This is a genomic window from Cystobacter fuscus (assembly GCF_044360685.1).
GTDB classification, from domain to species: Bacteria; Myxococcota; Myxococcia; order Myxococcales; family Myxococcaceae; genus Cystobacter; species Cystobacter fuscus_C.
On record NZ_CP043491.1, the window covers coordinates 2,790,895 to 2,807,411 of the forward strand.

11 protein-coding genes are annotated in these 16,517 nt (G+C 68.0%); 4 read left to right on the top strand and 7 right to left on the bottom strand.

All coding sequences use genetic code 11. The annotated features are described in order from the left end of the window. Window positions 1–40: 40 nt before the first annotated feature. The 5 genes from F0U63_RS11575 to F0U63_RS11595 are packed head-to-tail and all read right to left on the bottom strand — an operon-like array spanning window position 41 to window position 5,873. Window positions 41–709: a DUF4956 domain-containing protein gene (locus F0U63_RS11575; RefSeq protein WP_395845946.1), complete on the bottom strand. Its 669-nt coding sequence runs from the start codon at window positions 707–709 to the stop codon at window positions 41–43. Next, complete coding sequence (gene tmk / locus F0U63_RS11580) at window positions 696–2,381, bottom strand: dTMP kinase (protein ID WP_395845947.1); 1,686 nt, start codon at window positions 2,379–2,381, stop codon at window positions 696–698. The genes F0U63_RS11575 and tmk overlap by 14 nt, the downstream gene beginning before the upstream one ends. Then, complete coding sequence (locus tag F0U63_RS11585) at window positions 2,381–3,511, bottom strand: porin (RefSeq protein WP_395845948.1); 1,131 nt, start codon at window positions 3,509–3,511, stop codon at window positions 2,381–2,383. Before F0U63_RS11585 ends, tmk begins: the two co-directional genes overlap by 1 nt. Further along, window positions 3,508–4,257 carry a VTC domain-containing protein gene (locus tag F0U63_RS11590; RefSeq protein ID WP_395845949.1) on the bottom strand — a complete coding sequence of 250 codons (750 nt, stop codon included), beginning with the start codon at window positions 4,255–4,257 and terminating at the stop codon, window positions 3,508–3,510. Before F0U63_RS11590 ends, F0U63_RS11585 begins: the two co-directional genes overlap by 4 nt. A gap of 14 nt (window positions 4,258–4,271) precedes the next feature. Beyond that, window positions 4,272–5,873 carry a CotH kinase family protein gene (locus F0U63_RS11595; RefSeq protein WP_395845950.1) on the bottom strand — a complete coding sequence of 534 codons (1,602 nt, stop codon included), beginning with the start codon at window positions 5,871–5,873 and terminating at the stop codon, window positions 4,272–4,274. Window positions 5,874–6,287: 414 nt separating this feature from the next. Between F0U63_RS11595 and F0U63_RS11600 the strand changes: the two genes are divergently transcribed. Beyond that, window positions 6,288–6,731, top strand: a complete 444-nt coding sequence (locus F0U63_RS11600; protein WP_395845951.1) for a lipocalin-like domain-containing protein — start codon at window positions 6,288–6,290, stop codon at window positions 6,729–6,731. 378 nt (window positions 6,732–7,109) lie between these two features. Further along, on the top strand, window positions 7,110–9,356 hold the full coding sequence (locus F0U63_RS11605; RefSeq protein ID WP_395845952.1) for an RCC1 repeat-containing protein: 2,247 nt from the start codon (window positions 7,110–7,112) through the stop codon (window positions 9,354–9,356). A gap of 106 nt (window positions 9,357–9,462) precedes the next feature. On the opposite strand, the gene F0U63_RS11610 is transcribed toward F0U63_RS11605, so the two are convergent. Together F0U63_RS11610 and F0U63_RS11615 are read right to left on the bottom strand one after the other, a co-directional pair. Continuing rightward, window positions 9,463–9,933, bottom strand: coding sequence for an NUDIX hydrolase (locus F0U63_RS11610; protein ID WP_395845953.1), 471 nt, complete (start codon window positions 9,931–9,933; stop codon window positions 9,463–9,465). Next, window positions 9,930–11,210: a DUF2380 domain-containing protein gene (locus F0U63_RS11615; protein ID WP_395845954.1), complete on the bottom strand. Its 1,281-nt coding sequence runs from the start codon at window positions 11,208–11,210 to the stop codon at window positions 9,930–9,932. The genes F0U63_RS11610 and F0U63_RS11615 overlap by 4 nt, the downstream gene beginning before the upstream one ends. A 657-nt stretch (window positions 11,211–11,867) precedes the next feature. Here F0U63_RS11615 and F0U63_RS11620 point away from each other — a divergent pair. Both F0U63_RS11620 and F0U63_RS11625 read left to right on the top strand, forming a co-directional pair. Beyond that, entirely contained in the window at window positions 11,868–13,049 is a 1,182-nt protein-coding gene (locus F0U63_RS11620; protein ID WP_395845955.1) for an efflux RND transporter periplasmic adaptor subunit, read from the top strand. A gap of 11 nt (window positions 13,050–13,060) precedes the next feature. Continuing rightward, window positions 13,061–16,195 carry a multidrug efflux RND transporter permease subunit gene (locus tag F0U63_RS11625; RefSeq protein ID WP_395845956.1) on the top strand — a complete coding sequence of 1,045 codons (3,135 nt, stop codon included), beginning with the start codon at window positions 13,061–13,063 and terminating at the stop codon, window positions 16,193–16,195. The last annotated feature ends 322 nt before the right edge of the window (window positions 16,196–16,517 follow it).

Sequence of the window (16,517 nt, forward strand, 5' to 3'; positions counted from 1 at the left end):
GGCCCCGGACATAACACCGTCCGGTGGGCCGCTGGCACTCTCACGGCTCGTCGATGGAGGCACTCCTCACGCCGGGAAGCGCGCCTCGCAGTCCCTCGAGCAACTGGAAACCATCCATCCGCTCCGGCAGGGCGAGCTCGAAGACGGCGGTGCCTTCCCGCGACGCTGGCACCTGTTCGAGCGAGAGCATGCGTGCGTCGGGGTGCATCGCCCGCAGCGGGGGCAGGGCGGCTCCCAGGTCCTCCACGCTCAACGACAGCTTGACCCACTGGGGGCGGCGCTGGGCCGTCAGGTCCAGCGCGATGAGGACGGCGCCGAGAAACCCCGTGGCGCAGAGGGCCACCCGGAAGGCGCCGAGGCCACAGGACATGCCCACGCCGATGAGCACGAACATGACGGCCGCGTCGCGCGTGTCCTTGATGCCCGAGCGGAAGCGGATGAAGCCGCCGAGCCCCACCAGCCCGAAGGCGCGCGACATGCTGTCACCAATCACCGTCGTCATCACCGCGCCGGCCACGGCGATGAGCAATTGGGTATGCGCTGTTTCCTGGGGCATCACGGGGGCGGACGGCATCCACCGGCGCCAGGGCCGGTAGGCCAGGAGCGCGCCGAGCACCAGGGCGAGGCTGAAGCGCAGCAGGGCCTCGGGGATGAACAGCTCGTGGGGATCCGACACATCCGTGCGCGTCAGCACTTCAAGCGGTGGCATGACGCCGCTCCTGTCCAGGGTGTGCCGCCACCCGTGCCGCCTGCCGCAACAGGGCGAAGTCCCGGGGATGCTCCGTGAGCAGCCGGGAGATGAGCTCCTGTCCCCGAGCGCTCGAGGCCAGGGGCCCCATGCTCTTCACCGTGGCCGCGGGCCACGTGTCCGCCAGCGCCTGGCGCAGCCGCCAGGCCGTGGCTCCATCCATGCCCTCGAAGGACTCCAGGGCCTCCTCGCAGGAGACACCGAAGGACTCGCGCAGGGCCCAGGCCCGAGGGTTGTTCAACCCCCGCAGGGACTCGAGGACGAGCCGCGAGGCCCGCCCCGCGTGCTGCTCGCGCAAGGCCCACGCCCGCTCACTGTCGAGTCCCTCCAGGGTGCGCAGGACGGCATCCGGTGCCACCTCCCACGCCCGCTCCCGCCAGTCCCAGGCGGGTGCGTCATCCACGCCTCGAATGGAGCGGCAGGCGATGCGCGCCACCTTCTCCTGGCCGAGCACCGCCTGACCTCCGCGCTGGGACAGCCAGCGCTCTCGCAGCACCCAGGCCCGCGCGTCGCCGAGCCCCGTGAGCGAGGTGACCACGGGCTCCGGAAACCTCCCGTGGAGGCGCTCGCGCATCGCCCACGCCTGTTCCGAGCCGAGCCCATCCAGGGAGGCCGCGACGGCCTCGGGCGCCCGCTGTTCCCACCGCTCCCGGAGCGCCCACGCCTGGGGGGACTCCGCGGCCGGCGCCTTGAGCGAGCCGAGCACCTGCACGGGCGCGGCTTGCTCCAGACGGGCCCGTAGATCCCACGCGCTCGCGTCGGTGAGGCCGGCGAGGCCATGGGCGATGAGCTCGGGGCAGCGCGTGGCCAGCCGCTCACGGCGCTCGTCGATGTCTACGCCTTCCAGGCCCGAGAGGAACCAGGCGGCCAGTCCCGGTTCTTCCTCCATCCACCGGTCCACCCGCTCGAGGAAGCTCGCCCGGGCCTCGTCGGCGGAGCGGGGCGGGGTCGGGGCACGAGGGGTGGAAGATGGGGTGCCCGGCTCGCCCCCGCGCACCATCCGCAGCACCTCCTGGGTGAGCTGGGTGACGAGCGCCTCGAGCGTCACGTCCGTGTTCTCGATGAGGGTCCATTGCTCGGGCGACTCCGCGGCGAGCGCCCGGTAGCCGACGCGCAGCCGGGTCTGCATGCCCGCTCCGGCGAGCCCCTTGCGTGAGGAGGGGGCCCCCGTGTCGGGCGCGAGCAGCTTCGAGATGCGGCGGCGGGCGCGCGCGATGGCCGGGTCCACGTCGATGAGGAAGACGCGCTCGGGCCGCAGTCCCCGGGTGCAGGCGTCCACGACGGGGCGCACCGTGTGCTCGGGCAGACCCCGTCCCCACCGGGCGAGCACCTCGGCGGTGTAGAGGAAGCGGTCGGCGATGACGACCTCGTACTCGGCGAGCGCCGGGCGAGTCACCTCCTCGAGCAACTGGGTCTCGCGGGCGGAGTAGAGGAGCAGCTCCGCCATGGGGGTGAGCGCGAGGTGGAGGGGATTCTTGGTGAAGAGCCTCAGTCCCTCGGACACGGGCGAGGCCAGCTTGCCGTCCTCGCGCACGTGCCGCACGCGCAGCCCCGCCTGGCGCAGCTCTCGCGCCACGCGGTTGGACAGCGTCGTCTTGCCGGAGCCATCGATTCCCTCGAATACGATCAGCATCAGAACACCACCTCCAACTGCAGCAGCAGGGCCTTGCGGGTGACGAGGTCATCGTCCAGCACACTCAGCAGGGCCGGGACGGCGGCCTGGGCCACGCGGCGCTCGACCTGCGCTTGCAGCCGCCAGCGCCGCCACTGTCCGACGTTGACGCCTCCCACTCCTTCTCCCAGCAAGTCGTTCCGCGTCTTCAGATCCGGCTCGAGCACCGAGAGCATGGCGAAGGGCTCCACGTACCACGCGCCCTTGGACACGCCTCCGAAGCGCACCGCCGTCAGGGCTCGCCCGGTGAGCAGCTGTCCCTGGGTGCCGGACAGCACGGACGAGCGTCCCACCAGCACCTCGGCCCAGGAGCGCCACTCGCCCCAGCCGAAGGGCAGCGCGTGCTTCAGGTCGAGTCCGGCCGTCCAGTTGGCCGCCACGCCGCTCGGGCTCGTGCCCAGGAGCTCCGCCCGCGCGGAGCCGCCCAGCTCAAGCGACTCCAGCACCTGCCACGTCGCCCGGGCCATGGGCACGAGGCCCAGTCCCTGCTGGAGGCTGGCCCGCTCCGGGTCGCTCTGGAACACGCCCGCGCGCACCCGCACCACCCGCTCACAGCTCGTGCACTGCCATTCCAGCTGCGCGCCGACGCGGCGGCCGGTGAGGTTGAGCGTGTCCTCGGACAACACCTCGCGCAGCAGGCCCCGGCGCACCACGGGCAGCCGCGCGGTGGACTCCAGCTCCACGAGTGACAGGGGCACCTTGAACTGGCCCACCCGGACGGCGAGCCCGTCGACGAGCTTCAGCGAGGCGTAGGCGTCCTTGAGTCCGTCCGTGACGTCGAACTCCACCACGGCCTTCAGGCGCTTCTTCCATTGATAGGTGAATTCCAGACGCGCGGAGGGAATGGACAGGATGCCCTTGAGCACCTTGTCTTCCTTGGCGCTGATGGCTTCGCGCGCGCGCAGCCGGCCACCGATCTCCACCGAGCCGAAGGCGGAGGGCAGCACGAGACCCGCCTCGGTGTTGCCGTTGGGGGGCGGGCTGGCGTCGGACGGGCCCTGCTGTTGATCCGAATCCTGGGCCCGGGCGGAGGACATCAGGAGCAGCGAGGCGAGGACGAGCCACCGCGCGGGAGGGAAGGCCGGCTTCATGGCAGGTCCATCTCCGCGTCCAGGCGCCAGCGCATGCCTTGTTCGAACTTCGAGTCCTGGGTCTCGAAAACCTCCAGGTTCCGCAGACAGTCGCGCAGCCACGGAGGGCTGTTCGCCCGCCACTTCACCTCCAGGAGGATGGCGGGGGCGTGACGGATGAGCCGCTCGGGCCTGGCGGGCGTTCCCGTGCCAGTGGGCCGGGGAGGAAAGGCGAACACGAGCTCCTCGTCCACGGTGAAGCGCACGCTGGCGTCGGCGTTCGCGTGGGTGCCGCGCCGGTACCAGGCCGTCACCCAGGGCCGGACGGGGCCATGGGGGCTGTCGCGCAGCAACCGGGCCGCCGCGCTGTCCTCGTCGAGGGACCCGCCCGCCAGCAGGGCCACCGCTTCGCCCGGGGACACGGGGATGCGGACCTTGGTGCGCCGCTGACCCGTGTTGGTCTTCATCTCCAGGTAGCGCGTGCCGGTGAGCACGGGGGGCTCGGACAGGGAGGCGCTTGCCGCGTACTCCCGGAGCCGCAGCCGCTGCGTATGTCCATGGCGGCACGAGTCCAGGAAGCGCAAGTCCTCGGTGTCGAAGTAGGTCGTCCGCGTGAAGGCGAACGGCAGGCGGGCGTCGTACACACAGGGTTGGGTCCAGGGGCGGGTGGCCCGCATGAAGTCCTCCAGCGCCGTGCGGGAGGGCAGGAAGCGCCGCTCATGGTCCTGCTGCGACGCGAGGGGAGGGGAGGAGAGGGGGGGACTCATGCGGGCCACCGCGCTCATGGCTGGGCCCCCAGGGCCGTCCGCACCTCTCCCTGACGCCGGGCGGCGAAGTTCAGCAGCCCATTGGTGCCACTGAACGCGTCGATGAACGCCTGGGGCGAGCTCAGGAAGGTGTAGCCCGGCTGCTCGGCGTTCTCGCCCACCACCCAGGGGGTAATGAGCTCATGCGCCGCGCGCAGGCGGGCCTGGAACGGCTCCGGCGCCATCACCCCGTTCGCGGCCTCCAGCGCGTACCGCGTGTAGTCGGCCTTGTAGGTGGGGTCGTCGAGCAGGTAGCGGATGAGCGGCCAGGTGGCGTCGGTGGTGTCGTACGTCAGGGACGTGGATCGGCCCATGCCATCGCCCATGGAGCGATCATGGTCCCAGGTAATCCAATGCAGCCGTCCGTTCTCCTGGGAGTGGGCGTAGAGATAGTAGTTGTGGGACATGGCGCCGTAGGCGTCCCAGTTCTGGACCACGGTGTTGACCGCGAGCCACTTGAGGAAGCCCTGCACGTCCAGCTTCTGCTCGAGGCGGGCGCGCCAGGCGGCCGCGTCGCTCCGGTCGGAATGCAGGGCGTTGATGGCTTCCTGCACGGGAGTCCAGCCGATCTCCTCGTTGGCCTGGATGTCGAAGGACGCCTCGTCGAAGGTGCCCCAGCGCGCGCCGGTGCCATCGGCCTCGTAGAGCGCGCCCTTGTGTTCCCCGAAGTAGCCGTCGAGCAGCGAGTTGTTGTCGATGTCCTCGTCGAGCGTATAGAGGCCCCAGTACTGGGAGCCCTCGCCATGGTCCACGTACAGGGCGACGAAGGCGGTGCGGGGCGCGGGCACACCGGACTCGCGGAAGAGGTCCGAGGCGATCTTGTCGCGCATGAGCGACGTGTCGGCCGCGCCGTTGCCCAGCGACAGCGTCTTGAAGCCGTAGAAGCGCTGATCCTGCGTCTCGGGATGCTCATCCTCGAACTTGTCGAAGCTCAGACGCAGCGGCAGCTTGGACACACCGCTGCGCCAGGTCTGCGACAGCGAGGAGTTGCCCTTCATGCGCACGCCGATGTACGGCCAGGTCTTGCCCTCGAACTTGAAGGTCGCGGGCACGTAGACGGGCGTGTTGGGGAGGATGTCCCCGCCGCCGCCCCCACCCGGAGCACCCCCGCCACCCCCCCCACCGAACTGCGGCCTGCAGAGGAGCTGCGCGCCGCCCGGACCCTGCGCACAGGTACTGGTGAAGGTGTTGCCCTGGAAGGTGGCGGTGCAGGCATCTCCCGCGGCCTTGTCCACGCACGGCGCGGTGAGCTCCACGGGAAGCTGCCCGCCTCCCGGGCCTCCACCGCCTCCTCCGGGGCCGCCTCCGCCGCCTCCCGGGCCCATGCCACCGCCCGCGCCGAACTCGCCCGCCATGGCGGTCATGTCGTCCTGCATCTTCTGCCAGTCCGCGGGGGCGATGGTGAGGTCGAACCTCTTCACCTGCTCCTGGGGAAAGACGACGGCATAGGCGGGAGCGGCGTTCTTGCCATGAGACTCCTCGCTCCAGCCCTCGATGGTCTCGGTACTTCCTCCACACGCGGAGGTGAAGGCGAAGACGACGGAGGCGAGTGCTCCAAGGCGCGGACTTCGGTGCATGAGGGTCCTCTCGGAAGGAAACGGGGGTTCCTTCGCCAGGGCGGGCGGTGGGCCAGCCATGGCGTTGCGAGTGGCCACCCTGGAACGTGGCAGTGACCCCTTCTTTACGCGCTTGTGACGAAATATTTTCGAAACGGGGGGTTGACGTTTCAATCACGAGCCGCTATCGCGGCTCGGGCGGAGTCATGAGGTGCCGGACCCGCGGACATCGGCTTTGACGCGTCAGCCCGCCTTTTTGGCATGTCATCCGCACTGTGGGGAACAGGCGTTCGATGGAGAGCCTGTTCAATCTCATTGGAGAGTCCGCACCCTATGTCGCGGTGTATGACGTTGCAGTCGACAATGGTGTTGTCTACGGCCAAGACAATGCGACCCTGCATGCTCATGCCAGGGTTTCCCGCGGGAGACAAAGCGATGCTCAAGGATAGAATCGTTGGCACATGGCAACTCATCTCCGTGGAGGGCCGGCTGACGGATGGCAGCCGGGATTACCCCTACGGACAGAATCCTCTGGGTGTTCTGATGTATGACCACCTTGGGAACATGGCGGTGCAAATCATGGGACGGGACCGTCCCCCCTTCAAATCCGCGGACTTGAAGGGGGGCTCGGCACAAGAGACAAAGGACGCGCTGGACGGGGCCGCCATCTACTTCGGGACCTACGACACCGAAGAGCAGACGGACACGGTCCGCCACCACATCACGGGCAGCCTCTTCCCGAACTGGATCGGAACCGTGCAGAGAAGGAAGGCAGCCGTGAATGGGAACCGGCTGGTCTTGAGCACCGAACCCCTCTTGATGGGGGGAAGCGAATCCGTGATTGTACTCGAATGGCAGCGGATGGGCCCCATCGTCTGACCCATCTGATTTTCCGGGGCGTTGAGCGCGTCGGCGGGTGTCCTGCCCGGGTGACAAGGAACTCCAGGGCAACTTCCTCAGGCCGCCTCGAGGGCCCGCTCATCGCCCGTGACGATCGCCGCTCCCACGACGAGCTCCGGTGCCGCCAGGACGCAGACCCCAACTCCCACGGCAGCCGCTCCCGCGGCGGCGACCTCGCACCTTCCCGTGAGGTCGTGAAATTCGACATGGCTGCGAAGCCTCCTGGTCGCGGAATGTGACGAGGTTGGAATTCAATTTTTCAAAATCCGATAATGGAGCCGAATGATCGTGTTGCTTCGCTTCTTGGTTTATTTATTGGGGAATTCAAGTCAACCCCGTTGAACCAGGAGTCTCGGAATGCGAATCGGCGTGCCGTGGTGGATGAGCAGGCTGTTGGTGGTCTGGCTCGGAGTCTTGTTGGGGGTTGGCTGTGGCCAGCCGGGCGTCGCTTCCGAAGAGCCGGAGGTGCTGGACTCTTCCCTGCGGGGTTCGTGGGCTCGAGCCCGCGTCGCCGCGGGAATGGATCATTCCCTGGTCGTGCGTCTGGATGGAACGGTCTGGGCGGCGGGTGACAATTCGGACGGTCAATTGGGGGATGGGACCACGACCTCGCGCCACGTGCCGGTGCGAGTACACGGGTTGAGAGGGGTTGTGGCCGTGGCCGCCGGCACCGGCCATTCGCTGGCGCTGCGCCATGACGGCACCGTGTGGGCCTGGGGTGGCAATGCCTTTGGCCAGTTGGGAGAGGGGACCTCGGACAGTCACTCCGAGCCGGTGCGGGTGCACGGGCTGAGTGGAGTGGTGGCCGTCTCCGCGGGCGAGGGCCATTCCCTGGCACTGCGCCATGACGGCACCGTGTGGGCCTGGGGCGACAATGCCTTTGGCCAGTTGGGAGAGGGCACCTCGGACAGCCACTCCGAGCCGGTGCGGGTGCAAGGGTTGAGCGGAGTGGTGGCCGTGTCGGCGGGTGACAACCACTCGCTGGCGCTGCGCCATGACGGCACCGTGTGGGCCTGGGGCGACAACAACTCCGACCAACTGGGCGGGGCCCCTGCGGAGCAAAGCTATTCCGTGCCCTGGCGGGTGGAAGACCTGAGTGGGGTGGTGTCCGTGGCCGCGGGTGGTAATCACTCCCTGGCGGTGCGTTCCGACGGCACCGTGTGGGCCTGGGGCGACAACTTCGCCGGCCAGTTGGGAGACGGAAACATCCTGACCACCCGCTGGCTGCCGAAGCAGGTCCAGGGGTTGAGCGGGGTGGTGGCCGTGTCCGCGGGCTGGGCCCACTCGATGGTGGCGCTCTCCGACGGCAGCGTGTGGGCCTGGGGCAACAACACCTCCGGCCAGCTCGGCAACGGCATCTCGGTGGGATACGGCGCCCTGCCGGAGCAGGTGCAAGGCCTGCGCGGGGTGATGGCCGTGGCGGCGGGCGGTCTCTACTCGTTGGCGCTGCGCTACGACGGCACCCTGTGGGCCTGGGGCTCCAATGACCATGGTCAGCGGGGGGATGGTTCCACGGTCTATCTCTCCTCGTCGGTGCGGGTGCGAGGGCTGAGCGGGGTGGTGGCCATGGCCGCGGGCTCCGCGCACTCCCTGGCGGTGCGTTCCGATGGCACCCTGTGGGCCTGGGGGGCCAACTACTACGGCCAGCTCGGGGATGGGACCCGGAAGGATCACGACACCCCGAAGCGGGTGCAGGGGTTGAGCGGGGTGGTGGCCGTGGCCGCGGGGGATGGTCATTCGATCGCGCTGTGCGCCGACGGCACCGTGTGGACCTGGGGCTACAACCATGACGGTCAGCTGGCGCATGGCTCCACGAACGACAGCCCCGTGCCGCTGCATGTGCGAGAGCTGAGCGGGGTGGTGGCCGTGGCCGCGGGCTCGCTGCACTCGCTGGCGGTGCTCTCCGATGGCTCCGTGTGGGCCTGGGGCTACAACAGACAGGGCCAGCTGGGGGATGGCACCCTGAGCACCAGTGTCGAGCCGGTGCGGGTACAGGGGCTGAGCGGGGTGGCTTCCGTGTCCGCTGGCCTCAACCACTCGCTGGCGAGGGGCACCGATGGCAGCGTGTGGGCCTGGGGCGGCAACTCCTTCGGCCAGCTGGGAGATGGCACCACGAGCAACGCCCTGGTGCCGATGCGGGTGCCGGGGCTGAGCGGGGTGGCGGCCGTGTCCGCTGGCTTCAACCACTCGCTGGCGAGGGGCACCGATGGCGGCGTGTGGGCCTGGGGCGGCAACTACACCGGTCAACTGGGAGATGGGACCACGAGCAACGCCCTGGTGCCGGTACGGATGCAGGGGCTGAGCGGGGTGGCGGCCGTGTTCGCTGGCCTCAACCACTCGCTGGCGGTGCGCGCCGACGGTTCCGTGTGGGCCTGGGGCATCAACTCCTTTGGCCAGTTGGGGGAAGGGACCACGAACACCAGCTTCGCGCCGGTACGGGTGCGGGGGCTGAGTGGGATGGAGACGGTGGCCGCTGGTTCTCTCCACTCGCTGGCGGTGGGCTCCGACGGCTCCATGTGGTCCTGGGGGAGCAACCACCACGGACAGCTGGGCCATGGGCTTCCCGGAAGATCACCCACCCCCGTTCGTTCCCTGCTGTATTGAGTGACTGTGAAGCTCCCCTGTTTTGGAGGGATGGAGAGCTGTGGCCGCGCCTGCCCGGAGGCGGCCCGGTCCCCCGCGGGGTGTCTACTTCCTCGCTGGATGGCGATCAGACTTCCTCGTCCGGCAAGAGCGTACGCAGCAACTCGTCGTCGGGACCCAGCGGCCGCCAGCCGGGCGGCGGCGGGGTGGTGCGGAGCACTGTCATGACCCGCTCGGCTCGTTTCCTATGCGTCTCTGGAGTGAAGCCGAACCAGAAGGCGAGTGCCTGGGCGACCTCGAAGCGGTTTGCCTCGTCCATCACGGTTGGCCAACCACCGGGGAGGCTTTCGGAAAGCTCGCGTACGAATTGGCTACGCACCAGGCGTGTGACCTGGTGACTTTGCTCCGCTTCGGCCACCAAAACGCTGAAAACCTGCACTGCGCTGATGTCGGCCTCGCCCAGTTCCTCGGCAAGCGCAACCAGCGAGATGGTAGGGCGCGCCTCGGCGAAGGCGGTGAGCGAATCAAACCCACGCTCGCGGACTCGCTCGTACAAGCGCACCTTCCAGTTGTCTTCCCAGGAAGAGCCCCTGTTCATCGCCCTCTCCTGGGAATGAAGTTCATCGGAAGGTTATAGCGCTTCATGGCTTTGGCGACGAGCCTCAAGATTTCGTTCGGCGTCAACATCCGGCCTGCTTCGGTTTCTGCTTTGCTCAGTACGTCCATGATCATCCGGTTCCATTCGTTGGGCCATGTGCGGCCCAGACGCCAGTTGCCACCCCCATGGATCGCCTCATGTTTTGCCTGCTCCAGATTGACGCAGAACCGGTCGATGCTCATCTCGCCGGTGAAGCCGCGCTTCTCGAACCACTCGCGAAACTCTCGCGGTAGGACGTGGTGTTCTGGTGGTTCGGCCATGCCGGCTCCCGTTCTGCCCGTCACGTGCATGCCACGCACCTCGGGCCCATCGCCCAGCGCTTCGCGAACGCCCGGCGGCAACTTGTCGTGTGCCTTCGCCATCATCACCTGGCCAGCCTGAATCCGGACGGCGGCGCTGACGACAGGGAGGGAGAGCACTCCCGCTTGCACCAGTCGGTGCATCATCTCCACCCACTCGGCGGAGACGACCACCCGTGTGCCCATCATCACGCCGTTGGAGCCCACCACGAGGCCCATGCCGAGCGTCGCGGGTGCGGCCCGTGGCAGAGAGGGCAGCGAGAACCGCATGGCCGATAGCAGCGTGAGCGCCTCGATGGACTCCTTCAGCACCCGCAGCTTCTCGATGTTCTCCGCGGTCATGCGTACGGACTCACGGGTCGCAACGAATTCGTTGGTGAGGTGGCCTACCAACGCGGGCAAGTCGGTTGCCGCTGCCTCCAAAGGTCCCGGCTCCAGAGAGGAAAGTGCTTGCATCGCGGGCTCGAGCATCTTCTGAGAGTGGTCCATGTTCGCGAACAGACTCTCCACGTTGTAGGAGGGGTACTGCTCGAGCACGACGTCAGCGAGGTTGAGGAAGTCGAACCAGACGGCGAGCAGGAATGCGCCCATCATGGATGCCTCGAGCCGTGGGCCGGCGAGACGCAGGAGGGCGAGCTGCATGTCTGGGTCATCCACTTCCGAAGCGGCGTGAGTCAACCGGGTGGTGGCCGTGAGTTCGGCGTCAATCCACCGCAGTTGACGTTCCCCATAATCAACGTAGGGGACGAATGCTCCGGAGGCCTTGCCGACGATGCCCTGCCTGCTGGCCCTGAGCCTGGAGAGCTCGTCGGATGCACGGCGGGTGGTGCCGGACACATCGCGAAGGGCACCCAGAAACGCCAGGTGTGTCGCGAGGGCGCTCTGCCACACAGCCCCCTCATCGCTGCCTGGGCTCATCGTTGGCAGGGCCTCTCGGGAGCCTCGACGAGCGTGTAACCGCTCCGATGTATCGGGTTCGGACGTAGGGAACGCGGCAGAGGTGAGGGCGGGTGGGGACTCGCCGCTCGGTGCTTCGGACAACGCGGACCCAGTGGTCTCGCGGGGCGTGTAGCGCAGGTTCACCCCCCGGCCGGATGGTGGCGTCAGCGACGCACAGCCGGTGGATGACAGGGCCGTGACAATCAGCAGGCCCACCCCAAGGACGCCTGGCAAGTCAGTTCTCATATCGGCAGCATGCCCACCGTGGCGTTGCTGGCCACCGTGGCTGCTATAGTGGAACCCTCCTCGACGTCTGGCGCTGAACTGCGTCGCGTGCTGTTCCTGCCCTGGGCGCGGGTGGCGGTGAAGGTGGTCTCCTGGAGGAGTCCAGGGGGTGGGACGTCCGTGGATTCGCTTGACCCCCTATCTTGCGACCGATAGGTAAGGCCCCGCCCGACGAACCGAGGAGGCGCGGCGGGATGAGTCGGTCTGGATGGGGCGTGGCCATTTCGCCGCCGTGGGCCTTGGGTTCGTGGCCTTCCCGCCTGACCGCGAGCATCCGCGTGGCCGGTACACCTTGGCTTGGTTCACCACCCTTGTCCGTTGCCCAGGTCCTGGCCCGTCCAGGTACGCTCCATGCACTTCGCTCGAAACCGGACTCCCTTTTTCTCCACCCTCGCTCTCGTCACCGTCCTGGGAGCCGGGGCCTGCAAGTCCCCTGAAGCGCCTCCTCCGGCCGCTCCGCCGGCCGTGGAGGTGGGCACGGTCACGGTGCGGCCCTCGACCATTCCGGTGCTCGATGAGCTGCCGGGGCGCATCGCTCCGACACGGGTCGCCGAGGTACGTCCGCGCGTCTCCGGCATCATCGTCGAGCGCGTCTTCCGGCAGGGCGGCAGCGTGAAGGCGGGGGACGTGCTCTTCAAGATCGACTCCTCGCTGTTCGAGGTCGAGCGCGCGAGCGCCAGGGCCGTGCTGGTCAAGGCCGAGGCCACGGCCGCCGAGGCGCGCCAGCAGGGAGAGCGGGGCGAGAAGCTCATGGCCAACGGGGTCATCACCCAGGAGCAGCACGAGGCGCTCCGGGCGGCGCTCCAGCGGGCCGAGGCCGATGTCGCCGTGGCCCGGGCGGCGGTGCGCCGCGCGGAAATCAATCTGGACTACACGACGATCCGCGCGCCCATCAGCGGGAGGATCGGCCGGGCCCTGGTGACGGAAGGCGCCCTGGTGAGCCAGGGAGATCCCACGGCGCTCGCGGTCATCCAGCAGCTCGATCCCATCTACGCGGACTTCACCCAGCCCGCCATGGAGCTCCACCGTCTGCGCCAGGCGTTCAAGGACGGGCGCATCCAGGGCGTCACCTCCGAGCAGGCCAACGTCCGGTTGGTGCTCGACGACGGCTCCTTCTATTCGAAGCCGGGCAAGCTGCTCTTCTCGGACGTGACGGTGGATCCCGGCAGCGGCCAGTTGACGCTGCGTGGCGAGTTCCCCAATCCGGACGCCGAGCTTCTTCCGGGCATGTACGTGCGGGGACAGGTCGAGCAGGGCTCGCTGAGCGAGGCGCTCGCCGTGCCCCAGCAGGCCATCCAGCGGGACAACGCGGGCAAGTCCCAGGTCTTCGTGGTCGCGTCCAATGGCACCGCCGAGCTGCGCCCGGTGCGCACCTCCCGCGTCTACCAGAACCAGGCGGTGATCCAGGAGGGCCTCAAGGCGGGCGATCAGGTCATCGTCGAGGGCTTCCAGAAGATCGCCGCGGGCGCACCGGTCAAGCCGGTGGCCTGGACCGCGTCGGGCACCGACGTCACTCCCTCCCAGCCTCGATAGGGCCCACCGCCATGCCTCGTTTCTTCATCGACAGGCCCATCTTCGCCTGGGTCATCGCGCTGTTCATCATCATGGCGGGCGTGCTCGCCATCCCCAACCTGCCGGTGGCGCAGTACCCCAGCGTGGCGCCGCCGCAGATCACCATCTCGACCTTCTATCCGGGCGCCTCTCCCGAGGATCTCTATCAGAGCGTCACGCGCATCATCGAGGAGGAGCTCAACGGCACGAAGTCGTTGCTCTACTTCGAGTCGAGCAGTGACGCGACGGGGGCGGTCTCCATCACCGCGACGTTCGCACCGGGGACGGATCCCGCCCTGGCCGCCGTCGATCTCCAGAACCGGGTCAAGCGGGTCGAGCCGAGACTGCCGCTCGCCGTGTCGCAGCAGGGTTTGCAGATCGAGGAAGCGGGCAGTGGCTTCCTCTTGATGGTGACGTTGCGCTCCACCGACGGCTCCTTCGACGAGATCGGCCTCGGGGATTACCTCTCGCGCAACGTGCTCAATGAGTTGCGGCGCATTCCGGGCGTGGGCCGGGCGCAGCTCTTCTCCTTCGAGCGCGCCATGCGCATCTGGGTGGATCCCAACAAGCTGCTGGGTCTGGGCCTGTCCTCCCAGGACGTGACGAACGCCATCCGCTCGCAGAATGCCCAGGTGGCGGCGGGCTCGCTCGGCTCGCAACCCGGACCGGTCACCCAGCAGGTCACGGCGACCGTGCTGGTGAAGGGCCAGTTGACCTCGCCGGAGGAGTTCGGAGCGATCGTGTTGCGCGCGAACGCGGATGGCTCCTCCGTGCGCCTGCGCGACGTGGCCCGCGTGGAGCTGGGGGGGCAGAGCTATGCCATCTCCTCCCGGCTCAATGGCCAGCCGAGCGCGGCCATCGGTGTCCAGTTGTCCCCCACGGGCAATGCGCTCGCCACCTCGACGGCGATCCGCGCGAAGATGGAGGAGCTGTCCCGGTTCTTCCCCAAGGGCGTCGAGTACGACATCCCCTATGACACGGCCCCGTTCGTGGGCGTGTCGATCAAGAAGGTCCTCCAGACACTCGTCGAGGCGGTGCTCCTGGTCTTCCTGGTGATGTTCCTGTTCCTCCAGAACATCCGCTACACGATCATTCCCACCATCATCGTCCCCATCGCCCTGCTCGGCACCTGCGCGGTGATGTTCGCGATGGGCTTCTCCATCAACGTGCTCACCATGTTCGCCATGGTGCTCGCGATCGGCATCCTGGTGGACGACGCCATCGTGGTGATCGAGAACGTGGAGCGCATCATGAGCGAGGAGGGCCTGTCCCCGCGCGAGGCCACGCAGAAGGCCATGCAGCAGATCACCGGGGCCGTCATCGGCATCACGCTCGTGCTCAGCGCCGTGTTCGTGCCCATGGCCTTCTTTCCCGGCTCCGTCGGCGTCATCTACAAGCAGTTCTCGCTGACGATGGTGGTGTCCATCCTGTTCTCGGCGCTGCTCGCACTGTCGCTGACGCCGGCGCTCTGTGCGACCTTCCTGAAGCCCATCGCCAGGGGACACGCGCACGCGCGCACGGGGTTCTTCGGCTGGTTCAACCGGGGCTTCGAGCGCACGTCCCACGCCTATCGTGGACTGGTGGGCCGCACCCTGCATCGCGCGGGCCGGTTCATGCTCGTCTACGTCGCGGTGTTCGCGGCGCTCGGCTGGCTGTTCGTCCAGCTCCCCTCGTCCTTCATCCCGAGCGAGGACCAGGGCTTCATCATCCTCGGGGTGCAGGCGCCGCCGGAGGCCACGGTCAACCGCACGTTGGACGTGGTGGAGCAGATGGAGAAGTCGCTGCTGGCCGAGCCGGGAGTGGACCGGGTCGTGGCCATCCTGGGCTTCAGCTTCTTCGGCCAGGGGCAGAACGCGGCCTTGAGCTTCGCGACGCTGAAGCCTTGGGAGCAGCGGGGCGCCCAGGATGGCGCGGAGGCCATCGCCGGGCGGATGAACGGGGCGCTGTCGGCGGTGCGGGATGCGTTCGTCTTCGCGCTCTCTCCTCCGCCCATCGAGGGCCTGGGCACGACGGGTGGCTTCTCCTTCCGCCTGGAGGACCGGGGCGGCATGGGTCAGGAGGCGCTCGCCGCCGCGAGGGATCAACTCCTGGCCGCCGCCGCCCAGAGTCCCGTCCTCTCCGGGGTGATGTTCGAGGGTCTGGCGAACGCGCCGCAGGTGGAATTGCGCATCGATCGCGAGAAGGCCAGCGCGCTTGGACTCACGTTCGCGGAGATCAATGAAACCCTCTCCACCAACCTGGGCTCGGCCTACTCCAATGACTTTCCCAACAGCGGCCGGATGCAGCGGGTGATCGTCCAGGCGGAGGGAAGCCGGCGCATGCAGCCGGAGGATCTCCTCGCGCTCAACGTGCGCAATCGCCAGGGCACCTCGGTGCCCCTGTCCGCCTTCGCCACGGTGGACTGGCGGGTGGGCGCCACCCAGGTCATCGGCTACAACGGCTACCCCTCGGCCCGCATCAGCGGCAACGCGGCTCCCGGCCATTCGAGTGGCGAGGCCCTCCTGGAAATGGAGCGCCTGGCGAGCCAGCTCCCGCGGGGGTTCGGCTTCGACTGGAGCGGGCAATCCCTTCAGGAGCTCCAGTCGGGCTCGCAGGCTCCGTTCCTGATCGGCCTGTCCATGCTCTTCGTGTTCCTGTGCCTGGCCGCCCTCTACGAGAGCTGGTCCATTCCCGTGGCCGTGATGCTCGTCGTGCCCCTGGGCGTGCTCGGCTCGGTGCTGGCGGTCATGTTCCGGGGACTGAGCAACGACGTCTATTTCAAGGTCGGCCTCATCACCATCATTGGCTTGTCGGCCAAGAACGCCATCCTCATCATCGAGTTCGCCAAGGAACTCCGGGCACAGGGCAGGTCCATCACGGACGCGGCGCTCGAGGCCGCGCAGCTGCGCTTCCGTCCCATCCTCATGACCTCGCTCGCCTTCACGCTGGGCGTGGTCCCGCTCGCCATCGCGAACGGGCCCGGCGCCGCCAGCCAGCGAGCCATTGGCACGGGGGTGCTCGGAGGGATGCTGTCCGCCACGGTGCTCGCGGTCCTCTTCGTGCCCATCTTCTACGTCTTCATCATGCGGCTGCTCAATCAGCGGGCCGTGGAGATCGAAACGTTACGATTGCCAGACGCCACGGATTGAACGGGCGGCGGCTCCCCGCCCGTGGGTTTTTCACGTTTATTCTGTGCGGTGGGCGACGACACACTCCGGGTATGGACTGTCTCCTCGCGCATGCTTCCCGAGGGCGGGTCTCCCGCCCGCCGGGTTCATGACCTGGGACATCCGCGGAATCGTGTCACCTGATGACGTTTGAAGCGGTTGGGATTCGAGGGCTCCACGCCCTCTCCCAACCTGCGCCGTCACGCCGCGGCACACCGAGCCTTTTTTACACCTTGTGTGTCTTCACGCCAACGCTCGTGTGTGTCGCGTTGCGTCATGTTTTTCACGTTTCGCGGGGCTGGCA